We start from the raw sequence: 23,684 nt of genomic DNA, 5'->3' as shown, positions 1-23,684 counted from the left end.
GGCGACCTCTTCCAATGTCCGGCCGAGCGTGCGGTGAGCAAGTGGTCATCCCGTATCGCTGGGAAGTGGCCGTGCCTCGGAAGGTCGTCTTCTCCTAGGTTGTGGCGTCCGGCCCCACAAGGAGGCCTGCGCATTGCGTGCTTCGAGGAGACCTGGTGATCAGTATCGGCAAGCTTCTTCCGCCGGATCGGGAGGCGTGGGAAGGGCTGTTCCGCGCGTACATCGACTTCTACGAGCGGAGCGAGCCGGACGAGATGTACGACCGGGCGTGGGAGGAGTTCCAGGCGGGCACCCGGCTGCATGCCTTCGGGGCGAGGCTGGACGGGAGGCTGGTGGGGATCACGCATTTCCTCACCCACGGCAGCACGTCGGCGCCGGACACGGAGGTCTGCTACCTCCAGGACCTGTTCACCGCGCCGGACGTGCGCGGGAAAGGTGTGGGGCGGGCGTTGATCGAGGCCGTGGCGGGGTGGGCGCGGGAGCGCGGCTGCTCGCGCGTGTATTGGAACACGCACGAGTCGAACAGCACGGCCCGGCGCCTGTACGACGCGGTGGCCGAGAATCGGGGATTCATCAGGTATCAGATCGAACTGGCGTGATCGGGCATCCCTGGGCAGCGTTGGATTCTGGTGATGGGTCTGGTGCCAGGTCTCGGGGAGGTGGAAGCGTTTTCAGGGGGCGCGGTTTGAGCGGCGTCGGTAGGGGCCGGCGGCTCTCAGGACGCCCGGCGAACGGGGGCAAAGGGTGCCTCCAGGCAGGCGAAGCGGGGTGGCGGCGTCCAATGGATTTCTGAATCCAGGTAGCGTTCGCACTATGGCATCGCCAACTGGAACCACGGATGCACCCTTCGGCCGCATGCTGACCGCGATGGTCACCCCGTTCACCGCCGACGGTGAGGTCGACTACGTGGCTGTGCGCCGGCTCGCCGCCTATCTGGTCGACGAGCAGCGGAACGACGGCCTGATCGTCAACGGGACGACCGGTGAGTCGCCCACCACCTCCGACGAGGAGAAGCAGCGCATCGTCAGCGCCGTCCTCGACGCGGTCGGCGATCGCGCGACCGTGGTGGCGGGGGCGGGCACCAACGACACCCGCCACAGCGTCGAGCTCGCGAAGCAGGCGGCGCGTGCCGGAGCGCACGGGCTGCTGGTCGTGACGCCGTACTACAACAAGCCCCCGCAGGAGGGGTTGTATCGGCACTTCACCGCCGTCGCCGACGCGACCGACCTTCCCGTGATGCTCTATGACATTCCGGGGCGCAGTGGCGTTCCGATCAAGACCGAGACCCTTATCCGGCTCGCGCAGCATGAGCGTATCGTGGCCGTGAAGGACGCCAAGGGCGACCTGTTCGCCGGCAGCCAGGTGATGGCGGCGACGGATCTCGCCTTCTACTCCGGCGACGACCTGCTCAACCTCGCCTGGCTGTCGCTCGGCGCGGCCGGGTTCGTCAGCGTCGTCGGGCACGTGGTGGGCGCCGAGCTGGCGCGCATGATCCGGCTGCACAAGAGCGGCGACATCGCCCAGGCCCTGGCCATCCACGGCCAGGTGGCCCCGGTCGTGGACGGGATCATGCTGCGCGCCGGTGGCGCGATCATGGCAAAGGCGGCGCTGAGCATGGTCGGCGTGCCGGTGGGTCCGGTACGGCTGCCGCTCGTGGACGCCACGGAGCAGGAAAACGCCGAGCTGCGTGCTTGCCTGGTAGCCGGCGGGGTGAAGTTGACAGACGTATAGGAACGGGGAGGAACCGGGAGTTTTGAGCACACGATTTGACCGTGGGGGCCAGGCATGAGCCATCCGCATCCTGAGCTTGGCCCTCCTCCGCCGCTGCCCGATGGCGGCCTGCGCATCGTCGCGCTCGGCGGACTGGGAGAGATCGGCCGGAACATGGCCGTCTTCGAATACGACGGCCGGCTGCTGATCGTCGACTGCGGGGTGTTGTTCCCCGAGCCCGACCAGCCGGGCGTCGACCTCATCCTGCCCGACTTCGACTACATCAGGGACCGCCTCGACGACGTCGAGGCCCTGGTGCTGACGCACGCCCACGAAGACCACATCGGGGCGGTGCCGTATCTGCTGCGCGAGCGGCGCGACATTCCGCTCATCGGGTCCAAGCTCACGCTGGCCTTCATCGAGGCCAAGCTGACCGAGCATCGTATCCAGCCGACGAAAGTCCAGGTCGTCGAGGGCGAACGACACGCCTTCGGGCCCTTCGACTGCGAGTTCCTCGCGGTCAACCACTCGATCCCCGACGCGCTCGCCGTCGCGATCAGGACGCCCGCGGGCATCGTCCTGCACACCGGTGACTTCCGCATGGACCAACTGCCGAGCGACGGCCGGCTCACCGACCTCGGCGGCTTCGCCAGGCTCGGCACCGAGGGCGTCGACCTGCTGATGTCCGACTCCACCAACGCCGAGGTGCCGGGATTCGTCACCAGCGAGCGGGAGATCGGGCCGGTCATCGACGAGGTGATCCGCACGTCCGAACAGCGGGTCATCGTCGCCAGCTTCGCCTCGCACGTGCACCGCATCCAGCAGGTGATGGACGCCGCCGCCAAGCACGGCCGCAAGGTCGCGCTGGTCGGCCGCTCGATGGTGCGCAACATGGGCGTGGCCCGCGACCTGGGATATCTCAAGGTGCCGCCGGAGTTGATCGTCGACTCCCGCGCCATCGAGGAGTGGCCGCCGCAGGACGTGGTGCTGATCTGCACCGGCTCCCAGGGCGAGCCTATGGCGGCGCTGTCCAGGATGGCCAACCGCGACCATCCCATCCGCATCGCGCAGGGCGACACCGTGCTGCTGGCCTCGTCGCTGGTGCCCGGCAACGAGTCCGCGGTCAACAAGGTGATCAACGGGCTGACCAGGTGGGGCGCCCGCGTGGTGCACAAGGGCAACGCCAAGGTGCACGTCTCCGGCCACGCGGCCGCGGGCGAGCTCCTCTACGTCCTGAACCTGACCCGTCCGTCGAACTTCATGCCCGTGCACGGCGAGTGGCGGCACCTGCGCGCCCACGCCAAGCTCGCGGCTCTCACCGGCGTGCCCCAGGACCACATCGTGATCGCCGAGGACGGCGTCGTGGTCGACCTGGTCGACGGTAGGGCGAAGATCGTCGGCGCGGTGCACGCAGGGTACGTTTACGTGGACGGGACGTCTGTCGGCGAGATCACGGACACCTCGCTGAAAGACCGCAGGATCCTCGGTGACGAGGGGTTCATCTCGGTCGTGGTCGTGGTCGACTCCAACACGGGCAAGCTCACGGCCGGCCCCGAGATCCATGCGCGGGGGTCCGGCATCGACCCCGCGCAGTTCGAGCAGTTCATCCCGCAGATCGAGCGGGCCCTCCAGGACAAGGCCGCGGACGGCGTATTGGACGTGCAGGAGATTCGCCGGGTGGTCCGGCGTACGGTCGGGCGTTGGGTGAGCGACACCTACCGCCGCCGGCCCATGATCATTCCTGTGGTGCTGGAGGTCTGACCCTCCTCGCTTCCTGGTGATGGTGGTACGGCAGGCGCTTTCGTCTGCCGTACCGAGGGGGCCCGCCCGTGTGGTGCCTGTTCCGTGTGGTGCGTGTCCCGTGTGGCGGACGTCCAGCTGTGCCGGGCGCCGCCCGTGTGGCGCCTGTGCCGTGTGGCGGACGTCCGGCTGCGCCGGGCCCGGGTGGACTCGGCCTCTGGAAGGCAGCGGGGAGACGTTCGGCTGTGCCGGGTGCGGGCGGGTGTCTCTGGAAGGCAGCGGGCAGACGTCCGGCTGTCGGGGCAAAGAACTCATGTCAGGCATCTCTCCGGCGAAGCAGCCAAGTGGCGCCCAGCAGCGGAAGCGCGGCGTAGGCCACCAGGACAGCGGCGGCCGCGGCTGGTGGGAGGAGTGAGCCGTACACCGAGCTGGCGTTGCCGTCGCCGGTGATCTGGTGGGGAAGGGCACCGATCATGATTGATCCAAGGCGCTCGCTCCAGGGCTCCGGAACGTTGCCGATAATCATGGGAATGACGTAGACGAGCCCCGCAAGGAGAGCGATCGCGCCGGCCGTGGAGCGGAAGAGGGCGCCCAAGCCCAGGCCGAGCAGCGCGAACGCTGGAACCGTGAGGCTGATGGCGGTCAGAATGGGGAGTTTTTCCAGAAGTGCAGTGGCGTACGCGCCGGAGAACCGGTCGCCGAGCACCCACCGCGAGGCGGCGTACGTCCCGAACACCGTCGCCGGGCCGACGACGAGCCCCAGCAAGCCGACCACCGCGGCCTTGGCGGCGAGCACGGGCCAGCGCCGGGGGACGACGGTAAGGCTCGTTCTGATCAAGCCTGTTGCGTATTCGGACGTCATGGTGAGGGCTCCCAGAATGCCCATGCACAGCTGGGGCAGGATCACCAGGACCTCCTCCAGGTCGGCGATCCGGGCACTCGGTCTCCTCTCCGGAGGCGCGCTGTCGTACATGTCGGCGGCCATCAGGGCGAGACCGAGACCGATAAGGACGGCGCCGAGGCTGAGGCCGAGGAGAAGGTATGTCGAGCGGAGAGAGCGGAGCTTCAGCCATTCGGAGGAGAGGATCGCCTTCATCGAGCGGCTCCGTTCGTGACGCTGCCGGCGGTCAAGGACATGTACGCGTCCTCGAGTGAGGGGTAGCGCGCGGTCAGCCCGGCAATGGTGGTTGCGGCGATCAGCTTGCCGCGGCCGATGATGACGATGCGGTCGGCCGTGAGGGCCATCTCGCTCATCAGGTGGCTGGAGAGGAGGATCGTCCTGCCTTCGGCGGCCAGGGAACGCATCAGGTCACGGATCCAGCGCACCCCGTCGGGATCCAAGCCGTTGACGGGCTCGTCGAATATCAGCACACCGGGGTCGCCGAGCAGCGCGGCCGCAATGCCCAGCCGTTGCTTCATGCCCAGCGAGAAGCCGCCCACGCGCTTGCGTGCCACGCCCGCCAGGCCGACCTGCTCCAGCACCTCGGCCACGCGCGTGGGGGTGATGTCGTTGCTGCGGGCCAGGGCGAGCAGCTGGTTGTAGGCGCTGCGGCCGGGGTGGACGGCGCCGGCGTCGAGCAGTGCGCCGACCTCGCGCATCGGCTTGCTGAGCAATGCGTAGCGGCGGCCGTTGACCAGGGCCTGACCGGACGTGGGAGCGTCGAGGCCGAGGATCAGGCGCATGGCGGTGGATTTGCCCGCGCCGTTGGGGCCGAGGAAGCCGGTGACGTGGCCAGGCTCGACTGCGAAGGAGAGGCCGTCCAGGGCCAGCGTGTCGCCGTAACGTTTGGTGAGCCGTCGGAGTTCGATCACGGCGTACAGGATGCGGTGCGGAGGATCGGTCACGCGTCGGACCCAGGTTCGAAATTCAAGGTCAGACCGTGGGCTGACGTGGCGAGGTGGCGGTAGCGGCTACGGTTCAACGCGTGGACGAGACGAATCCCCTCTTCGCAAGGCGGCTGAGCCGCGGGCAGCTGATCCTGCTCGATCTGGCGGCGGGGTTCGTCCTTGCATTCGTGTTCTTCACATCGGCGGCCGGTGCGACGGCGCTTCCGCCTTGGGTGAAGATCACGCTGCCGTGCGGGTTGGGGCTGCCGCTGGCGCTGCGGCGACTGTGGCCGGTGCCCGTCTTCTTGTTCACGCTGGTGTTGGCGATCTTCGCTGTGGTGATCGGGGCCGTCGGGTTTCCGTGGTTCGCGCCTGCCTATGCGCTCTATGTGGTGGCCATGACGGGGAGGGCGGGCAGCCTCCTGCCGGTTTCGGCGATCGGGCTGCTGAGCGTGGTCACCATTGCCGGGCTGGCTGTGGCGGGCACGCCGCGGCAAAACGCTCCTGGCTGGATCCTGCACCTCGATGAGCCGCTCATGGGGATCGCCGCGCTGGGCAGTGCCTGGACGATCGGGCGGGCGGTGTCTGAGCGGAGGCGGTATGCGGCGCGTGATGCCGAGCGGATGGCGGCGCAGGCGGTGATGGAGGAGCGGTTACGCATTGCCCGGGAACTGCATGACGTCGTCACGCATAGCGTCGGGCTGATCGCGGTCAAGGCAGGGGTGGCGAATCACGTGATGGCCACCAAGCCAGAGGAGGCGCAGGATGCTCTCCGCGTGATCGAGACCGCCAGCCGGGGCGCGCTGGTTGAAATGCGGCATCTGCTCGGTGTGCTGAGGTCCGCCGAGCCACCCGAACGTGGTCCGGCACCCGGGCTGGCGGGACTGGAGGGCTTGGTGCGGCAGGCCCGGTCGGCGGGGGTGGAGGTGCACTGCGATTTCCGGATCGGGCGCCTTGGCGGGGATGGCGTGCGGTTGCCTGAGGGGGTGGAGTTGGCGGTTTATCGGATTGTGCAGGAGGCGCTGACCAATGTCGTCAAGCATGCCGCCCCCGCTCGTTGCAGCGTGTCCGTCGTCGCCGATGAAGATGGGAGGGCCGTGCGGATCGAGGTGGTCGACGACGGGCCTGGCAGACGTGCGCTGCCACCTGTGGAAGGGGCCGGACATGGACTGATCGGGATGCGGGAGCGGGTGATGATGTACGGGGGGACGTTCGAGGCCGGGAGGCTTCCTGGGCGGGGGTTTCGGGTCTTCGCGCGGTTGCCGTACGGGGAGGGTTCGTGATCCGGGTGGTCGTCGCCGATGATCAGGCCTTGCTCAGGGGGAGCTTCCGGGTGCTGGTGGACTCCGAGCCCGATTTGAGTGTGGTGGGTGAGGCCGCCACGGGGGTGGAGGCTGTTTCCGTCGCGATGGAGCACCGGCCTGATGTGGTGCTCATGGATGTGCGCATGCCGGAGATGGATGGGATCGAAGCTACTCGGAGGATCAAAGACGTTACCCGGGTGCTCGTTGTGACGATGTTCGATCTTGATGCGTATGTGTACGACGCGTTGCGGGCCGGGGCGAGTGGGTTTTTGCTCAAGGACACGCCGCCTGCCGATTTGCTGGCCGCCATCCGGGTGGTCGCGGCCGGGGAGGCGTTGCTGGCGCCTACGGTGACGCGGAGGCTGATCGAGCAGTTCACGCGGACTCCGGCCGTGCCACAGGTCAAGGGGCTGGACGGGGTGACCGAGCGGGAGCGGGAGGTACTGATGTTGATCGCGCGCGGGTTGTCCAACCGGGAGATCGCCGATCATCTCCAGGTGACCTTGGCGACGGTGAAGACGCACATCACCCGGTTGCTGGCCAAGTTGGAGGCCCGGGATCGGGCGCAGCTTGTCATTGCCGCCTACGAGAGCGGGCTCGTTTCTGCCGCGGGTTGAGGCTTGGGGAGCGCTTGGCGTGGAGAGGTTGCCTTCGTGAGTGACGTGCGGATCGTTTATCGAAAGTACGGCGGGGCGTTGCACTGGAATCATCCCGGTCGAGTTCTTGGGGAAGACGAGCACGGGGTCTGGGCGGGGGTGCCGCGCGGGACGGTGGCGCGCAAAGGAAATGGGCCGCCGGTCCCTTGGGAAGCGAGCACGATCATGTTGTTTCCCCGCGATGCGTGGTGGACTGCCTCTTTCCATTCACAGCCCCACTGGAGCGAGATCTACGTGGATGTCACCACCGTTCCGGAGTGGAGGGACGGTGAGGTGACGATGGTGGATCTCGATCTTGACGTCGTTCGGATGCCGGATGGGCGGATCTTCGTCGATGACGAGGACGAGTTCACCGAGCATCAGGTGGTGCTGGGATATCCGGCTGAGGTGGTCGCGCAGGCGGAAAGCGCGGCGCGGTGGCTGGTGGACGCGGTGGGAGAGCGGAAAGGGCCATTCGGAGGTGCGCATCTGGAGTGGCTGGCCATGGTGATCTGAGGGCTTGTGGGGGATCGCCGATGGCCAGGCGCTGGGCGGCTTCCTCATGGGCGGGAGCGAGGAGATCGCTTCCTGTTGGGTGAGGTCGGAAGCGCTTGCTGTTGGGACCGGGGCTAGGGGGTCGATGGTGTCGGGTAGGGATGGGGCCCGCGGCGGGTCTCATGAGACTTGGCGAAGGGCCTCCGTGAGGGCGGTCAGGCGTTCAGGGGAGGCGAGACCCGCGTGGTAGAGGTGGAACTCGGCCGCTCCTGCCTTGGCGTACGTCCTGAGGTGATCGGCCAGGACGGTGGCGTCGGCCGGGCGGGGCGGAAGGGCCAGGACGTAGGCGCCTACGCGCTGGCTCTGGGTCGACAGCTCCGCCAGGCGGGCCAGGCGGGCGGCGTCCGTGGAAGGGTCGCCCCAGCAACTGGCCACCAGCACGTCCGCGCCCGGTTCGCCCGAGGGGAGGGCGGCGAAGGCGCCGGCTGCCCATGGGTCGGGATTGGCGTGCAGGGTGATGGGGACGTCGGGAGCGGTTTGCCGGGCGACGGCGATCAGGTGTTCGCGTAGGGCGGTGGACAGGCCGACGCGGATCACGCGCACCTCGTCGGCAAAGGGGCCGAGGGCGTCCTCGACAGTGGCAGGTGTCGTGTTCGTGGGGTCGGCACCGGCTGTGCCGGGCCGGTGTGCGGGCAGCGAGCGGTCTATGGTGGCGCGGACCCGGGCCCTGGCGGGTTCGGGGTAGCGGGGGGCGCAGCGGGTGCAGAAACACAGGGACAGGAGGTCGGTGTCGGCGGTGGTCCAGTCCGCGCCGGAGGTCTTCTCGTGGACGCTCTGGTGGCCGAAGCCCATCGGGCCACAGGCCTCCAGGATCAGGCCGTCGGGCTGCCCGACGGTGAGGATCTCCTGGACCATGCGCTCGCAGTATTCGATGACGTCCTCCTGGGCCGGGCACAGCGCGTACGGGTACGGGTCGCCGAACGCGTTACGTACGGCGAGGTCAGGGTGTGCGGCGCCCAGGTGGGAGTTGTGGGTCAGGACGGTCCAGGCGTGGACCGGCAGGCCGACGGCCTTCAACGCGTCTCTGGCCTGGAGGTAGGCGTCGGCGGGGGTCCAGGTCGGTGAGGCGGGCACCAGGCGGCCCCAGGCGGCCGGGCGTATGGGCAGGTAGAAGGCCGGAAAGGGGACGTCGAGGACGCGATGCGACGGATGGTACGGGGTGGCGGCGCGCGTGGAGTGGTAGCTCGCCGCCAGCGCGACCGCGTCCACGCCGAGACCGGCCAGGCGCTCGGGGGCGGAAGGGTCACCGACCACGTCCCAGGGGTAGACGTAGGCGACATTCATGGCAGCGGGCTCCTGGTGGTGGTGGAGAGGGCGGAATGGGCGGGGGTGATGGTCATCGGAACGATCTCGGGACCGGGGGTGCGGTCACCAGCGCGGCCTCGCCGCCGTGAAGCCCGGCTGGAAGCGCTGCATGTACGTCGTGTCGTCCCGCGCCACGATCCCGCACCTCTCGTACTGCTCGTGCATCCGGGCCAGCGCGTCCCGGTCGAGCTCGACGCCGAGGCCCGGGCCGGAGGGCACCGGCACGGCGCCGTCGACGAAGCGGAGGCTGCCGGGCACGACCACGTCCTGGCCGTCCTGCCAGGGCGTGTGGGTGTCGCAGGCGAAGGTGAGGTTCGGGGTGGCGGCGGCCAGGTGGGTCATCGCGGCCAGGCTGATGCCGAGGTGGGAGTTGGAGTGCATGGACAGCGACAGCCCGAACGTGGTGCAGAGGGTGGCGATGTGCGCGGAGCGGACGAGACCGCCCCAGTAGTGGTGGTCCAGGAGGAGCACGCCGATCGCGCGGGAGGCGATGGCGGGCGGGAGGTGCTCGGGGGTGACCACGCACATGTTGGTGGCGAGCGGCATGGGGACGGCGGCCGCCACCTCCGACATTCCGGAAATTTCCGGAGTGGGGTCCTCCAAGTACTGGAGCGTGCCCTCCAGTTCACGTCCCACGCGGATCGAGGTCTCGACGCTCCAGGCGGCGTTCGGGTCAAGGCGCAGCGGCACCCCGGGGAACGCCTCGTGCAGCGCCTTGATGGCGGCGATCTCCTGGTCGGGCGGGAACACGCCGCCCTTGAGCTTGATCGACTTGAAGCCGTACTCCTTGATCAGGAGCGCGGCCTGCTCGACGATGCCCGCCTCGTCCAGCGCCGCGCCGAACCGGTCCGGCTCCTCACCGGGGTGGCCGGCCCACTTGTAGAAGAGGTACGCGCTGTAGTCGACGGCGTCCCTGGCCCGGCCGCCGAGGAGGTCGACGACCGGCACGCCGGCCGCCTTGCCGCGGATGTCCAGGCAGGCCACCTCGAAGGCGGCGAAGACCCGGTCGACGCTCTTCTCCTTGGTGGCGACGCCGGTCAGGCCGTGCAGGTCGCTCACGGCGTCGCCGACGATCGCGTTGATCCGGGCGTACATCGTGTTCATGGCGTGCACGTCGAGCCCGATCAGGGCCTGCGCGCACTCGCGCACCTTGCCGAGGTGACCGAGGTCGCCGTACGTCTCGCCCAACCCGGACAGGCCCTCGTCCGTGACGACCTCGACAATGGTCCGGAGGGCCCATGGCTCGTGAACTCCGGCGGCGTTCAGGAGGGGTGGATCCTGGAAGGCGACGGGCGTTATGCGAATCTCCCTGATGATCATGTTACCCCGTCCATATATGTGAACAATAGCCAGATTTGTGGACAAGTTGCCAAAACTGTAAGAATCAGGCTGAAGAAGTGTCAAGACTCCGAAGGGCCATTCGATGATCTACGGACACGACCCCAGGACCGGCGAGACCGTGGGCGCCGCCCTGCCAGAGACCGACAGCGCCGGGGTCGACTTGATCGTTTCCGCCGCCGCTGCGGCCGGCACGGCCTGGCGGTCCACTCCGGCGGCCGAGCGGGCGCTGGCCCTCGAGGCGGTGGCCGACGCCCTCGCCGCACACGTGGACGAGCTGTGGCAGATCGCCGACCAGGAGACCGCGCTCGGCGAGGTGCGTCTGCGCGGCGAGGTGGCCCGCACGGCCGGGCAGTTCAGGCTCTTCGCCCAGGTGATCAGGGACGGTGGCTACCTGGAGGCCATCATCGATCACGCCGACCCCTCCCTCACCCCGCCGCGGCCCGACGTGCGGCGCATGAAGCATCCGTTGCAGGGCGTGGTCGCCGTGTTCGCGGCGAGCAACTTCCCGTTCGCGTTCTCGGTGGCCGGGGGCGACACCGCCTCCGCCCTGGCCGCAGGCTGCCCGGTGGTCGTCAAGGCGCATCCCGGTCATCCGAACACCTCCGAGCGGGTGGCCAAGATCGTGCGGGAAGCTCTGCCGTACCCTGACCTGCTGGGTCTGGTCCAGGGCATGCAGGCGGGCATCGACCTGGTGAAGCACCCCACGGTGGTCGCGGCCGGGTTCACCGGGTCCGTGGCCGGGGGCAAGGCGATCCAGAAGCTGATCGACGAGCGGGAGGTGCCGATCCCGTTCTTCGGCGAGCTGGGCAGCGTCAACCCCGTGGTCGTGCTGCCCTCCGCGCAGGCGGACAGCGTGGCCACCGGGTTCGCCGCGTCGCTGACGCTCGGGGTCGGGCAGTTCTGTACGAATCCCGGCCTCGTGTTCGTGCCCGAGGGTGACGAGCTGCGCAAGGCCATCGTGGCGGCCGTCGAGGGGACCAGCGGCGGGCCCATGCTGGCCGAGCGGATCAGGGACGGATACCTCGGCGGCGTCGGGCGGCTCAGCGAGCTGCAGCTGCTCGCGGAGGGCAAGCCGGGCGAGGGCGCCTGGGCGGTCACGCCGAAGGTGTTCACCACGGATCTGGAGACGTTCGCGGAGAAGCTGCCGCACATCGGCGAGGAGTGCTTCGGGCCCGCGTCGATCGTGGTGACATATCGCGAAATTTCCGATCTGCGTCCCGTGCTCGAGCGGCTCGACGGCTCACTCACGGCCACCGTCCACGGCGCCGACACCGACGAGGCCGGTGACATCGTCGAGGTGCTCGGCAAGAAGGCCGGGCGGCTCATCTGGAACGGCTGGCCGACCGGCGTGGCCGTGTGCTGGGCCATGCAGCACGGCGGGCCCTGGCCCGCGGCCACCACGACGGCCACCTCGGTCGGGGCCACGGCCATCGACCGGTGGCTGGCGCCGACCGCGTACCAGGACTGGCCGGAGGCCCTGCTGCCGGACGAGCTCAAGGACGACAACCCGCTCTCCATTCCGCGCCGGGTCGACGGAACCTACGTGAAGTGAGCCGAAGGTGTTGCGCCGCCGCCGGTGATGGTCCGGGGGGTCGGGACCGTCTCCGGCGGTGAGCGGCGCGGTCCCGGTCCTGGGGGCCGGGTCTGTTCCGGTGGTGGGTGGGGTGCGGCCAGGTCCGAGCGTTGGGACGGTTCTGGGCGGTGGGTGGCGCGCGGTCTGGGTCCCGGAGGTTGGGGCCCCTTCCGGGCGGTGGGCGGTGCGCGGTCTGGTCCGGAGGTGGCGGGTCGGTTCGGGGGGTGGGCGGTGCGCCGTCTGCGCCGGAAACGACAGGACGTCTCCGGAGGTGGGGCGGCGAGGCGTCTGGTCCGGAGGTGGCAGGGTCCGCCGACAGTTGTCCGGAGATGACAGGATCCGCCACCAGCGGTCCGGAGGCGACAGGATTCGCCGGCTGGCGCACGTCTCCGGTGGCAGGCAGCGCGCCGCCGGTGCTCGGAACGTGGCGTGGTGCCGCCTCCGGACCATCGCCGGTCACGCCCCGGCGATCTCCAGCCCGGTGGCGATGATCTGCTCCAGCTCCGCCACATGCTCGGGCGCCGGATCGACGAGAGGCGCCCGCACGCCTCCCACATCCAGCCCACGCAGCCGTACCCCCGCCTTGACCAGGGAGACCGCATAGCCGGGCACGAGGTCGCGCAGCTCGACCAGCGGCAGGTAGAACCCGGTCAGCAGCCGCTGCACCAGCACCTCGTCCCCGCCCGTCACCGCCTTGTGGAAGGCCAGCGCGATCTCGGGCGCGAAGGCGAACACCGCGCTCGAATACAGGCTCACCCCGAGCCCTCGGTAGGCGGGCACGGTGAACTCGGCGGTCGGCAGCCCGTTGAAGAACGTGAACTCCTTGTCGGTCGACCGCCGCACGGTCAGGATGATCCGCTGCAGCAGGTCGAAGTCGCCCAGCCCGTCCTTGAAGCCCACCACGTTCGGCAACGCGGCCAGCTCGGCGACGGCGGCGGGAGTGAAACGGGCCGTGCCCCGGTGATAGATGATGATCGGCAGCGCGACGGCCTCCGCGACTTCGCGCACGTACCGCACCAGACCTGAGGAAGGGCCGGTGACCAGGTAGGGAGGCATCAGCAGCAGGCCGTCGGCGCGCTGCGCGGCGGCGGCGCGGGCGATCGCCTTGGCGGCGGGCAGCGCGCCGCCGGCACCGGCGAAGACGGGCACGCGCCCTTGAGTGGCGGCGACCGAGGTGGCCACGGTCCGGGTGTATTCGTCGAGATCGAGGGCGTTGAACTCACCGGTGCCGCACGCGGTGAACACTCCTCCCGCCCCGGCCGCGACCCCGTCGGCGACGTGCCGGGCGAGCACCTGCTCCGCGAGCTCGCCGTCGGCCCCGAAGGGGGTCACCGGAAAGAAGAGAACACCATCTAGCCGCATCAACAGTCCTTTCTAGCGGATGCCCTCCCTGCGCAGAGTGGCAGCCAGCTTGCGGGTGTGTTTGATCACCGCTTCGGTGATCGTCTCGACGGTGGCGGGCGTGAGACCCGCGGGCATGGAGCAGCTGATCGCGTCCGTGGCCGGGATGCGGTAGTCGACCGCGACGGCCACGCAGGCCACACCGGGTGTGCCCTGCTCTCGCTCGTACGCCCAGCCCCGCGTGCGAACCTGGTCGAGCTCGCCGGTCAGCTTGGTCAGGTCGGTGATGGAGTGCTCGGTGAGCCCCGCCAGCGGATCGGGGAGCAGGGCCAAGACCTCGTCGTCGGTGAGCTGGGCGAGCAGGGCCTGGCCGAGCGCGGTCACGTGCGCGGGCAGCCGTCGGCCCACCCTCGGGATCACGTGCGCGGCCTCCCGTGACTCCCTGGTCGCCAGGTAGAGCACGTGCGCCCCGTCCCGGCGAGCGAAGTGCACGGTCTGCCCGATCTCGTCCCGCAGGTCCTCCAGCGTCTCCTGCGCGAACGGCAGCGCCGGGTCCTTGTCCAGGTACGCGGTGCCGGTCAGGAGCGCGTGGGGCCCGATGCCGAACGCCGACCTCGCCGAGTCGGTCTCGACCCAGTTGAGCTCGACCAGCGTCCGCATGAGAGCATGCAGGCTGCTGCGCGGGAATCCGGTGCGCTGCTGGAGCTCCGACAGCGTCAGGTGGTCGTGCGACTCGGCCAGGACCTCGAGGATGCGTACCGTCCGCTCGGCGGACTTGACCAGCTGGGGCTCCATGCTCATCCCATCTCGTCTCCTGCGGCTCCTTATCACATCCAGAATATTGGATCGCGTCCAGATACATGGACATCTAACCCTTGACTGCGCCGCTTGTGAGGCCGCGCATGAACTGGCGCTGGAAGGCGAGGAACGCGATGATCGACGGCAGCAGCGCCAGCAGCGAGGCCGCGAGCAGCACGCCGATGCCGACCTCCTCGTCGGAGCGGAGCGAGCGCAGCGCGATGGGCAGCGTCCACATGTCCGACGTGGGCGCGACGATCAGCGGCAGCAGGTACTGGTCCCAGATCATGGTGAACCCGAAGACGCCGATCACGCCGAGCGCGGGACGGCACAGCGGCACGATGATCGTGGCGAAGATCCGCAGCTCGCCCGCGCCGTCGATGCGTGCGGCCTCCTCCAGCTCGACCGGCACCTCCTTCATGAACTCGGTCATGACCAGGATCGAGAAGCCCCAGGCGCCGACCGGCAGGATCATCCCGGCGTACGTGCCGATGAGGTTGACGTTCAGCCCCGGCAGATCGGCCAGGACGAGCGACAGGGGGATCGCGATGATCTCCTCGGGGAGCATCATCGTGGCGAGCATGAGCAGCAGCACGAACGTCATGCCGCGGAACTTCTTGCGGGCCAGCGAGTACGCCGCGAACACGCTCACGAGCATCTGCAGCAGCAGTCCGAAGCCCACGACGACGAACGAGTTGAGCAGATAGAGGTAGACGTTCTTGTCCTTGGCCTGGACGAAGTTCTCCAGCGTGAACTCGTCGGGCCACAACGTGAACGAGGTCGGGTCGAGGGTCTTGCTGAACGCGCTGACCAGCAACCCGACCAGAGGCCCGGTGAAAACGACCACCATGAGGCCGTAAATCAGGACTTTTGCGGTAATGGCCAGAGGTCCCTTCCGCGACTCCAGCCCCAGAGCGCTGTCGAACCTCATGCCGCCTGCCTCCTGCGCATCATCTGCACGACCACGGTGAGCGCGAGCGTGGCCAGGAAGAGCACGATCCCGCCCGCCGCGGCGACGCCCAGCTCGTTCGACTGGAACCCGAGCTTGTAGATCAAGGTCATGAGCACCTCGGACGAGCCGTTGGGCCCGCCGTTCGTGAGCACGTAGACCTCGACGAACACGCGCAGCCCGCGGATGGCGGCCAGCGTGAACAGGATCCAGAACACCGGCCGCAGCGCCGGCAGCGTGATGTGCCGCAGCCGGTGCCACGTGGAGGCCCCGTCCACGGCCGCCGCCTCGTAGAGCGTGCGGTCCACGCCGACCAGCCCGGCCAGGAAGATCATCATGTCGTACGGGGTGCCGCGCCAGATGCTCATCAGCATGATCGACCACAGCGAGGAGTTCTCGCTGCCCAGCCACGGCTGCGGGTCGATGCCCACCCAGCCGATGATCGTGTTGAGCATGCCGTTGTCGGCCGGGTGGAACATGATCCGCCACACCTCGGCCACCGCCGCCATCGTGGTGACCACCGGCAGGAAGGCCGCCGTACGGACGAACCACAGATAGCGGGCGGGGCCCTCGATGAGCAGTGCCAGGCCGAGCCCCAGCACGATCGAGCCGATCGTGGTGCCGAGCGCCAGCACGACACTGTGCCGGATCGCCGCGGCGAACGCGTCGTCAGAGATGATCGTCTGGTAGTTCTCCAGGCCGACCCACGTGCTGGTGATGTATTTGACCTCGTGGAAGCTCATCCACAGGCCCATCGCCATCGGGATGAACTTGAAGTACAGGAACAGCAGCAGCGCGGGCGCCAGGAACAGCCAGGCGATCAGCGGGCCCCGCCACCGCACCGGCTTGGTGCGGCGGTGGGGTGGCGCCGTCCCGGTCTTCGCCCGGGTGAGGGTGGAGGTCATGACGCTTTCTGGCTCTGCAGTTCCTGGGTGAGCTTGGTGTTGAGCCCGTCCATGGCGGTCTTGACGTCCGCCGAGCAGTCGGCCCAGACCGTGTTGATGGCGTCGGCGGAGGTCTGCCGGATCGGCGCCCAGTTGGGCACCGGCGGTGCGTAGACGGCGAAGTCGTACGACTCCTGGAACACCTTCCAGCGCGGATCCTGGCGCTCGGCGCTCATGTCGACGGTGGTGTTGACCGGCAGGCGGACGATGGCGCCGTTGGCGTCCTTGTTCATGCCGATCTTCTGGCCTTCGGGGGAGATCGCGAACTCGGCGAACTTCTTCTGCGCGTCCTCCATCTCGGAGCCGACCATCATGTAGACGTTCTCGCCCTCGCCGAGCGTGCCGGGGCCGCCCGATGGGCCCTTGGGCACCGGCAGGACCTCGATCTTGTCCGTGCCGACGCTCTTGACGAACCGGGCCAGCACGTACGGGCCGACCAGGTAGATGCCGCCCTGGCCCTTCTCGAAGACCTCGTGGGTGACGGTCGTGTCGTTGCTGACCGCGCCGGGGTTGACGGTCTTGGTCTTGCAGAACTGGTCCTGCAGGTATTGCACGGCCTCGACGAACTTGGGGTCGTTGGCGGTGGCCGTGTACTTGCCCGGGCCGTTGGCCTTGAGGAAGTCGCCGCCGTTGGCGTAGATCATCGAGGAGGCGTACCAGGAGGCGTAGCCGCGCTTGGTGCCGGCCGGGATGACGAACCCGCTGGTGTCCTTCTGGCCGTTGCCGTCAGGGTCCTTCTCGGTGAAAGCGCTGGCGAGCTTGGTGAGGTCCTCCCAGGTCTGCGGCGGCTCCATGCCGACCTTCTCGCGCCAGTCCTTGCGGACGATCAGCGCGAACGCCTGGGCGGAGAACGGGGCGGCGTAGAACTTGCCGTCGCTGCCGGTGGCGGCCTTCCAGGCCCGCTCCGAGAGCTTGTCGCCGCCGGACAGGGAGGCCTTGTCGACCTCGCGGAGCCAGCCCTGCGACTGCATGTTGCCGAGCTGGGCGGTGTCGTTGATGACGATGTCGGGAAGCTGCTTCTGCGCGGCCTGTTGGTTCAGCTTGGTCTCGAAGTCGTCGAAGAGCGCGACCACCTTCGTCTTGATCCCACTGGCCTTGGTGAATGCGTCGGCGAGCTTCTGCGCCGTCTTCGCGGAGTCGGAATCGGGCGCCTGCCTGATCCAGATCTCCAGAGCGTTGTCTTCTGAAGTTGATCCCCCGGAACCGCAGCCGGTCAGCGTTACGGCCAGAGACGCGATGATCGCGGCCCCGAGCAGACGACGTGACATCGGACCGCCTCCCGTTCACATACGTGGACATGAGTCGCAGGCTTGGATGTGAATGTGAACGTAACGAGCAGGAAGCTTTCCGGTCAATATTCAAGGATGTGAATTTCGGCCACAGTCGTGTACATCATGGATCCATGCGCATTCTCATGACCGGTGCCGCCGGGAAAGTCGGCACGCTGCTCCGCCCCCGGCTCGCCCGTGAGGGCCGCACCCTGCGGCTGTCCGACCTCCACGCGGTCGAGACCGGCCCGGGGGAGGAGTGGGTGACGGCTGACCTGGCCGATCCGGCCGCGATGGCCGAGGCGATGAAGGGCGTGGACGCGGTGCTCCACCTGGGCGGCCAGAGCCGGGAGCATCCGTGGGCCGACATCGTGCACGCCAACATCAACGGGACGCAGGTCCTGCTGGAGGCCGCCCGCAACGAAGGCGTCCAGCACCTCGTCCTCATGGGAAGCCATCACGCGGCCGGCTTCCACGCCAGGCCGGCGGACGGCGGGGAGCTGCCGGACTACGCCTTCCCGCGGCCGGACACCTTCTACGGCGTGAGCAAGGTCGTCATGGAGGCGTTGGGGAGTCTTTATCACGACCGGTTCGGCATGAACATCACCGTGGTGAGGCTCGGCACGTGCAACGAAGGGTCGCTCGACACGCGCGGGCTGGCCACCTGGATCTCGCCCGACGACCTCGCCAGGCTGGTCGAGGCGGCGCTGGTGGCGCCGGGGTACCACGTCGTGTGGGGGGTGTCGGACAACGCGCGGCGGTGGTGGTCGCTGGAGGAGGCGAAGTCCATCGGGTACGTCTCCCGCGACAACTCGGAGTCCCAGGCGGCGGCGCTGATCGCCGAGCACGGTGAGCCCGACCTGACCGATCCGGTCCACCACCGCGCCGGCGGCATCTTCACCCTCAAGGAACTCGGCGGCTCCTGGTAACTCCACCGGTCCCCGGCCGGGGCCGCGCCTCGGGATTCGGCCCCGGTCCGGCGCCTCCCGCACACGGACGCCGTCCTTCCGGAGCGGCAGGGCCGAAGAGACGGGCGGGACGTTGCGCGGAGTGGGGTAGGGCACGCTGCGAGCGCAGGGGGACGCGAACGGGCACGCGGCGGCCGCGGTGGGCACGTGCAGACGCGCGGTGGTGCGGTGACGTGCAGGTGGGCGGTGGGGCGATGGCACGTGCAGGCACCTGGCCGACGCGGTGGGCCGCATGCGGTGCGGGCGGCCTGAGGCGCGATGGCCGGGCCTGCGAGGGCCCTCGCGCGTCGTCAGGGCCACGCGCGAAGGCGTCGGCGCGTTGCGACGGGACGCGGCAAGATCGCCGCCGCCGGTGGCGCGCCGCGGGCGGCGGAGCGCGGCGTATGGGATTCCCCGAAGGCGGCAGGCCGGCGCGGCGGTGTGGCGGGGCATCGAGGCGGTGAACGGATGCGGCTCCCGCGGCGGAGCACGCCGCCTGCCGCACCCGCATGGCGCCCGCCGCCTGCCGCACCCGCATGGCGCCCGCCGCATGGCGCACCCGCATGGCGCCCGCCGCCTGCCGCACCCGCATGGCGCATAGCGCATGGGGTGCGCAATTCTCCCGAAAAGCGGCCCTACCCCGAGCCGGCCAGGCACCCTGTGGCGGCGTCGGCGCCCCTCCCGAGGCCGGCGTGACCCACAAGGGCACGCTGGGCCCGATGGTGCGACAGCGTTCGCCCAGGGCGGCGGTGAGTCAGGCAGGGGTGACGTGGGAGGATGCGGAGCGGCCCCCGGGTGATGGCAACCGGTTGCAAGAACCTTGACGGCCGGACCGGTGAAGGTCAAGGTTTAGTCTGGCAACCGTTTGCAAGGGAGGACGGCGATGGCGGCGACGATCAAGGACGTGGCGCGCGCCTGCGGCGTCCACGTGTCCACAGTCTCCCGCACCTTCTCCGCGCCGCACCTGGTCAATCCTGCCACCAGGAGCCGCGTGCTGGCCGCCGCGGACGACCTCGGCTACCGCCCCAACCGCGCGGCCAGGGCGCTCACGACGGGGCGCACGTTCAACCTGGGCCTGATCGTGGCGGACATCGCCAATCCGTTCTTCCCGCCGCTCATCAAGGCCGCCCAGGCGCAGGCGAGGGGCCGTGACTACCACGTGTTCGTGGCCGACACCGATGAGGACCCGCGGGTCGAGGAGGAGCTGATCAGGACGTTCACCAAGCAGGTGGACGGCGTCCTGCTGTGCAGCCCCCGCCTGTCGAACCGGATGATCGAGCGCCTGGCCGAGGACGTGCCGTTCGTGGTGGTCAACCGCCGCATCAAGGGCATGCCCGCCGTGCTGATGAACGTCGCCCAGGGCGCCAAGCTCGCCCTGGAGCACCTGTCGGGGCTCGGCCACCGCAGGATCGCCCTCGTGTCCGGCCCGATCGGCTCGTGGACCAGCAACGAGATGCAGGGCGTCGCCGCCGAGACGCCGGGGCTCGACCTCGTCTTCTTCGGCCCCAACCAGCCCACCGAGGCGGGCGGCCTTGGCGTGGCCGCCGACGTCGCGGCGTGCGGGGCGACCGCCGTGCTGGCCTACAACGATCTCGTCGCGCTCGGCCTCATCGAGGGGCTGGCGGCGATGGAGATCGGGGTACCAGACCAGATAAGTGTCGTCGGGTTCGACGACATCCTGCCGGGCCGGCTCAACCGGCCCAAGCTGACCACGGTGGCGATGCCCGCCGTGGCCGCCGGCAGGATGGCCGTCGACCTGCTGCTGCAGTCGGGGGGCGAGGGCGCGACCGTGACCCTCGACACCGCACTCATTGTCCGCGAGTCCACGGGAAGGGCCCAAAAATGATCTTCGGAACGATGCCGTCGGGGGAGCAGGTCGAGCAGGTGGAGCTGTCTTCGGGACGGCTGCGCGCCGAGGTGCTCACCCTCGGCGCCATCGTGCGCTCGCTGGAGGTGTCGGGCCGCAACGTGGTGCTCGGGCTGGACACGGTCGAGGACTACCTGACCCGCAGCCGCTACTTCGGCGCGGTCGTCGGCAGGTACGGCAACCGCATCGCGAACGGCCGCTTCACCCTCGACGGCGTCGAATACCGCCTGCCGGTCAACAACGGCCCCAACAGCCTCCACGGCGGCACCGAGGGCTTCGACCGCAAGGTGTGGACCATCCGAGAGCGCACCGGCGACTCGGTCACGCTCACGCTGACCAGCCCGGACGGTGACCAGGGCTACCCGGGCACGCTGACCGCCGTGGTCACGTACACCCTCCAGGACGACGCCCTGCGCATCGACTACGCCGCCGAGACCGACGCCCCGACCGTGGTCAACCTCACCAACCACTCCTACTTCAACCTCGCCGGCGGCGGCGACGTGCTCGACCACATGGTGCGGATCGAGGCCGACCACTACCTGCCGGTGGACGCGGACAAGATCCCGACGGGCGAGCTGGCGGCGGTCAAGGGCACGCCGTTCGACTTCACCGAGCCGCACGCCGTGGGCGAGCGCATTGACGGCGCGTACGACCACTGCTTCGTGCTGAACGGCGGCATGCGGGTGATGGCCGGCGGCCTCACCATGGAGGTCACGACCACCGAGCCGGGCGTGCAGTTCTACTCGGGCAGCATGCTGAACACGAACGAGACGCCGTACGGGCCCTTCGCCGGGCTGTGCCTGGAGACACAGCACTTCCCCGACTCGCCCAACCAGCCGCAGTTCCCCTCCACGGTGCTCCGCCCCGGCGAGCGCCGCACCTCCACGACCACGTACGCGTTCACGTCCTGACCTGGCGCGGGACGCCGGCGGCCTTGATCACCAGCAGGGCCACGTCGTCCTGCGACGGCTCGGCCGCGAACGTCTCGACCGCGTGCCGCATGCGTTCGGCCACCGCGTGGGCGCTCAGCCCCGTGCAGCCCGACAGCAGCCGGGCCAGCCCGTCGCCGTCGTCGAGCAGGCGGTCGCCGTCGCGCCGCTCGGTCACGCCGTCGGTGACGCACAGCAGCACCTCCTCCGGCGCCAGCTCGAACGTCTCGACGTAGAACCTGGCGTCGGCCTCGATGCCCAGCAGCAGCTGCGGCGTCGCCACGGTCTCCACCGTGCCGTCAGGCCGCAGCAGCAGGGGCGGCGGGTGGCCGGCCGAGGCGATCGTGCACAGCGCGCCGCCCTGGGGGAGCGGGGTCAGCTCGCCGCACAGCAGGCTGAGGAACCTGCCGTCTTCCCCCTCCTCCAGCAGCGCCTGGTTGAGCCGGTCGAAGATGTCGGCCACGGTGTAGTGCTCCTTGGCGAGCAGGCGCACGGCGTGCCGGGCCAGCCCGGTGACCGCCGCCGCCTCGGGGCCGCTGCCGCACACGTCGCCCAGCGCGAAGCACCAGTGGTCGGCCACGGTGAACAGGTCGTAGAAGTCTCCGCCCACGTCCGCGCCCTCCTCGGCCGGCTCGTAGACGACCGCCGACTCCAGGCCGGGCATGGGGGCCACGCGCATCGGCAGCAGGCTGCGCTGCAGCACCCGCGACGTGGTGGCCTGGCGGGCGTACAGCATGGCCGTGTGCAGGTTGAGCGCCACCAGCCGGCACAGGTCCGCCAGCAGGTCGGCGAGCTCCAGCGGCAGGGTCGGCTCGGCCCGGCCGATCACCAGCGCGCCGTGCGAGCGGCCCTGCGTGAGCAGCGGGAACGACAGCACGGTCTCCGGGCCGACCGGCCAGGACACCTCGTCGAGCGAGGTGCGCGGGATGGCCGGCAGCGACTTGCGCAGGTCGGCGTTGTGGCGCTCCTCGCTGTGCCAGACGTGGGCGAGCCTGGTCATGCCCGCCAGATCGGTCAGGTAGACCGCCGCCCAGGTCGCGATCTTTGGGACGACGAGCTGCGCGGTGAGTGCCGCGATCAGCTCCTCGTCGTGCACGCCCGCCAGCAGCTCGCCCGCCTCCGCCAGGAACGACAGCCGCCCCCGGTGCGCCCGGTCATGCTCCGCCAGCCGCTCGCGCTGCACGGGCACGGCCACCTGGCCGGCGATGTGCTGCAGGCTGACCGTCAGCTCCTGGTCGAAGCGCCCCGGTTGCGCGGCCGTCACCACGATGTAGCCGGTCACCTCGCCCGCCACCAGCAGCGGCGCGCACGCCAGCGAGCGCGCCCGCAGCTGCTCGGCCAGCTCGACGTCCTCCGCCAGCAGGTCGTCGAGCATCATGGGCGCCTTGCGGTCGGCCGCGAACACACCGGTGGCGAGCACCCCGACCAGCCCCGCCGTCGCGCCGGCGCCCGCCGCCACTCCGAACCTGGTGCCGCCCTCGGTCGCGAGCAGCACGTACGCCGCGTCGCCGCCGCTCGACACCTGGACGATCTGCGCGATCGTGTCGAGCAGCTCGGCGAACGGCATGTCGCGGTCGAGCAGCTCCTTGATGCGCCGGCCCGCCTCCCTGCGCATCGGCGCGGGCGGAGGTGTCAGGACGTAGCGGTGGTCGCAGGACACCACCATCCAGATCGCCGACCGCTGCCCCCTGGCCCGCAGGTGGGAGACGTAGACGGCCACCAGCCTGCCGTCGTGGTGCCGCATGCGCGCCTCACCCCGCCAGCGGCCCAGGCCGAGCGTGTCGGTGAGGGTCAGCGCGTAGGGGCCGTGGCCGCGCCAGGCGACCAGTTCCTCCAGCTTCATCCCGACGACCTGCTCGGCGCGCCAGCCGAGCAGCTTCTCCGCCTCGGAGTTCCACGACTGCACGATCCCGTCGCGGTCGCAGACGATCACGCCGACGTGCAGCGACTCGACGGGCGCCACCGGGACGGGGGCGGGCAGCAGGGCGCCCGCGGCCTCCTGGTGGTCGCAGCCGTCGCCGAGCTCCATGCGCACCCAGACGCGCTTGGCGTTCCTCGTGTACGTGACGCCCCACGCGTCGGCCAGCAGGCCGGCGAGCGCCAGGCCGCGCCCCGAGGTGCGCATCGTGTCGGCCGGCGGCGTCTCGTCGGTCGCGATGGTCCTCGTGGGGTGGTGGTCGTCCACCTCGATCTCCAGCTTCGCCGGAGTGGCCTCGACGTCCAGGCGGCAGGTCAGCTCGATGCCGGTGCCCGCGTGGACCACGGCGTTGGTGACGAGCTCGCTGGTCAGCAGCACGGCGTCCTCCGCCACATGGCTCAGCCGCCATTCGCCGAGCACCTGGCGGACGAACCTGCGTGCGTGCGCCGGGGCATGCGGCGTGCCCTCGAAGGCCGTGCTCGACACCCGGGTCGTGTCCACTCTGCGTCCTAGAACATCGCCAAATGCAGGTATTGACGACCCCCAGTTTGGCATACTGAGAGTGATCAAACTGCCACATCGTGTCAACGGCTCTTTTCTCGAGGAGGAGTGGGCCTGAGGTGCGGTGTCGCCGGCAGGCCCGTGTCGAGCAGCCCGAGCCGCCACTTTGGGAGGTGTGTCCAGATGGCTACCTTTGACGCAAGACGGTGGACCTACTTCGGGGTGCTTCCTC

At 69.5% G+C, this 23,684-nt stretch carries 19 protein-coding genes and 1 pseudogene; 10 read left to right on the top strand and 10 right to left on the bottom strand.

Translation table 11 applies throughout. The features are described 5' to 3' along the window. Window positions 1–155: 155 nt before the first annotated feature. From ID574_RS40910 to ID574_RS40900, 3 genes are all read left to right on the top strand, one after another. Window positions 156–599, top strand: coding sequence for a GNAT family N-acetyltransferase (locus ID574_RS40910; RefSeq protein ID WP_188194409.1), 444 nt, complete (start codon window positions 156–158; stop codon window positions 597–599). A 214-nt stretch (window positions 600–813) separates the two neighbouring features. Continuing rightward, the gene (dapA, locus tag ID574_RS40905; protein ID WP_188194408.1) at window positions 814–1,731 is read left to right on the top strand and encodes a 4-hydroxy-tetrahydrodipicolinate synthase; all 918 of its coding nucleotides are present in this window, start codon (window positions 814–816) and stop codon (window positions 1,729–1,731) included. A 54-nt stretch (window positions 1,732–1,785) separates the two neighbouring features. Next, the gene (locus ID574_RS40900) at window positions 1,786–3,471 is read left to right on the top strand and encodes a ribonuclease J (RefSeq protein ID WP_188194407.1); all 1,686 of its coding nucleotides are present in this window, start codon (window positions 1,786–1,788) and stop codon (window positions 3,469–3,471) included. Window positions 3,472–3,766: 295 nt separating this feature from the next. On the opposite strand, the gene ID574_RS40895 is transcribed toward ID574_RS40900, so the two are convergent. Together ID574_RS40895 and ID574_RS40890 are read right to left on the bottom strand one after the other, a co-directional pair. Next, complete coding sequence (locus ID574_RS40895) at window positions 3,767–4,546, bottom strand: ABC transporter permease (protein WP_188194406.1); 780 nt, start codon at window positions 4,544–4,546, stop codon at window positions 3,767–3,769. A 62-nt stretch (window positions 4,547–4,608) separates the two neighbouring features. Beyond that, window positions 4,609–5,262 (bottom strand): annotated as a pseudogene (locus tag ID574_RS40890) (ABC transporter ATP-binding protein); the annotation flags it as partial. Window positions 5,263–5,375: 113 nt separating this feature from the next. On the opposite strand from ID574_RS40890, the gene ID574_RS61975 reads away from it, so the two are divergent. The 3 genes from ID574_RS61975 to ID574_RS40875 are packed head-to-tail and all read left to right on the top strand — an operon-like array spanning window position 5,376 to window position 7,732. After that, a complete protein-coding gene (locus ID574_RS61975; protein ID WP_188194405.1) occupies window positions 5,376–6,560 on the top strand; it encodes a sensor histidine kinase in 1,185 nt (394 codons plus the stop codon). Next, a complete protein-coding gene (locus tag ID574_RS40880) occupies window positions 6,557–7,198 on the top strand; it encodes a response regulator (RefSeq protein WP_188194404.1) in 642 nt (213 codons plus the stop codon). Before ID574_RS61975 ends, ID574_RS40880 begins: the two co-directional genes overlap by 4 nt. Before the next feature lie 36 nt (window positions 7,199–7,234). Beyond that, window positions 7,235–7,732, top strand: a complete 498-nt coding sequence (locus ID574_RS40875) for a DUF402 domain-containing protein (RefSeq protein WP_188194403.1) — start codon at window positions 7,235–7,237, stop codon at window positions 7,730–7,732. Window positions 7,733–7,891: 159 nt separating this feature from the next. Here the strand turns inward: ID574_RS40875 and ID574_RS40870 are convergent, their stop codons facing one another. Together ID574_RS40870 and ID574_RS40865 are read right to left on the bottom strand one after the other, a co-directional pair. Further along, window positions 7,892–9,055, bottom strand: a complete 1,164-nt coding sequence (locus tag ID574_RS40870) for a hypothetical protein (RefSeq protein WP_188194402.1) — start codon at window positions 9,053–9,055, stop codon at window positions 7,892–7,894. An 84-nt stretch (window positions 9,056–9,139) separates the two neighbouring features. Continuing rightward, window positions 9,140–10,396: a glucarate dehydratase family protein gene (locus tag ID574_RS40865; RefSeq protein WP_188194401.1), complete on the bottom strand. Its 1,257-nt coding sequence runs from the start codon at window positions 10,394–10,396 to the stop codon at window positions 9,140–9,142. 103 nt (window positions 10,397–10,499) lie between these two features. On the opposite strand from ID574_RS40865, the gene ID574_RS40860 reads away from it, so the two are divergent. After that, window positions 10,500–11,969, top strand: a complete 1,470-nt coding sequence (locus ID574_RS40860) for an aldehyde dehydrogenase (NADP(+)) (RefSeq protein WP_188194400.1) — start codon at window positions 10,500–10,502, stop codon at window positions 11,967–11,969. 477 nt (window positions 11,970–12,446) lie between these two features. Here the strand turns inward: ID574_RS40860 and ID574_RS40855 are convergent, their stop codons facing one another. From ID574_RS40855 to ID574_RS40835, 5 genes are all read right to left on the bottom strand, one after another. Next, window positions 12,447–13,352, bottom strand: coding sequence for a 5-dehydro-4-deoxyglucarate dehydratase (locus tag ID574_RS40855; protein ID WP_188194399.1), 906 nt, complete (start codon window positions 13,350–13,352; stop codon window positions 12,447–12,449). A gap of 12 nt (window positions 13,353–13,364) precedes the next feature. Next, window positions 13,365–14,132, bottom strand: a complete 768-nt coding sequence (locus ID574_RS40850; protein ID WP_223167596.1) for an IclR family transcriptional regulator — start codon at window positions 14,130–14,132, stop codon at window positions 13,365–13,367. Window positions 14,133–14,199: 67 nt separating this feature from the next. After that, complete coding sequence (locus tag ID574_RS40845) at window positions 14,200–15,060, bottom strand: carbohydrate ABC transporter permease (RefSeq protein WP_188194398.1); 861 nt, start codon at window positions 15,058–15,060, stop codon at window positions 14,200–14,202. Next, window positions 15,057–15,983: a carbohydrate ABC transporter permease gene (locus ID574_RS40840; RefSeq protein ID WP_188194397.1), complete on the bottom strand. Its 927-nt coding sequence runs from the start codon at window positions 15,981–15,983 to the stop codon at window positions 15,057–15,059. Before ID574_RS40840 ends, ID574_RS40845 begins: the two co-directional genes overlap by 4 nt. Next, window positions 15,980–17,290, bottom strand: coding sequence for a sugar ABC transporter substrate-binding protein (locus ID574_RS40835; protein WP_188194396.1), 1,311 nt, complete (start codon window positions 17,288–17,290; stop codon window positions 15,980–15,982). The genes ID574_RS40840 and ID574_RS40835 overlap by 4 nt, the downstream gene beginning before the upstream one ends. A gap of 134 nt (window positions 17,291–17,424) precedes the next feature. Between ID574_RS40835 and ID574_RS40830 the strand changes: the two genes are divergently transcribed. The 3 genes from ID574_RS40830 to ID574_RS40820 all read left to right on the top strand — a co-directional run bounded on the left by ID574_RS40830 (window position 17,425) and on the right by ID574_RS40820 (window position 21,015). Then, window positions 17,425–18,219: an NAD-dependent epimerase/dehydratase family protein gene (locus ID574_RS40830; RefSeq protein WP_223167595.1), complete on the top strand. Its 795-nt coding sequence runs from the start codon at window positions 17,425–17,427 to the stop codon at window positions 18,217–18,219. Window positions 18,220–19,120: 901 nt separating this feature from the next. Beyond that, window positions 19,121–20,083, top strand: a complete 963-nt coding sequence (locus ID574_RS40825) for a LacI family DNA-binding transcriptional regulator (protein WP_188194395.1) — start codon at window positions 19,121–19,123, stop codon at window positions 20,081–20,083. Beyond that, the gene (locus ID574_RS40820) at window positions 20,080–21,015 is read left to right on the top strand and encodes an aldose epimerase family protein (protein ID WP_188194394.1); all 936 of its coding nucleotides are present in this window, start codon (window positions 20,080–20,082) and stop codon (window positions 21,013–21,015) included. Before ID574_RS40825 ends, ID574_RS40820 begins: the two co-directional genes overlap by 4 nt. Here the strand turns inward: ID574_RS40820 and ID574_RS40815 are convergent. Then, window positions 21,005–23,452, bottom strand: coding sequence for a SpoIIE family protein phosphatase (locus tag ID574_RS40815; protein ID WP_188194393.1), 2,448 nt, complete (start codon window positions 23,450–23,452; stop codon window positions 21,005–21,007). The genes ID574_RS40820 and ID574_RS40815 overlap by 11 nt on opposite strands. Window positions 23,453–23,684: the final 232 nt, after the last annotated feature.

The organism is Nonomuraea sp. SYSU D8015, from assembly GCF_008065375.1.
In the GTDB taxonomy this organism is placed as follows: domain Bacteria; phylum Actinomycetota; class Actinomycetes; order Streptosporangiales; family Streptosporangiaceae; genus Nonomuraea.
The sequence above is the reverse complement of the archived record's forward strand: the minus strand, read 5'-3'. Positions and strand labels throughout refer to the sequence as shown.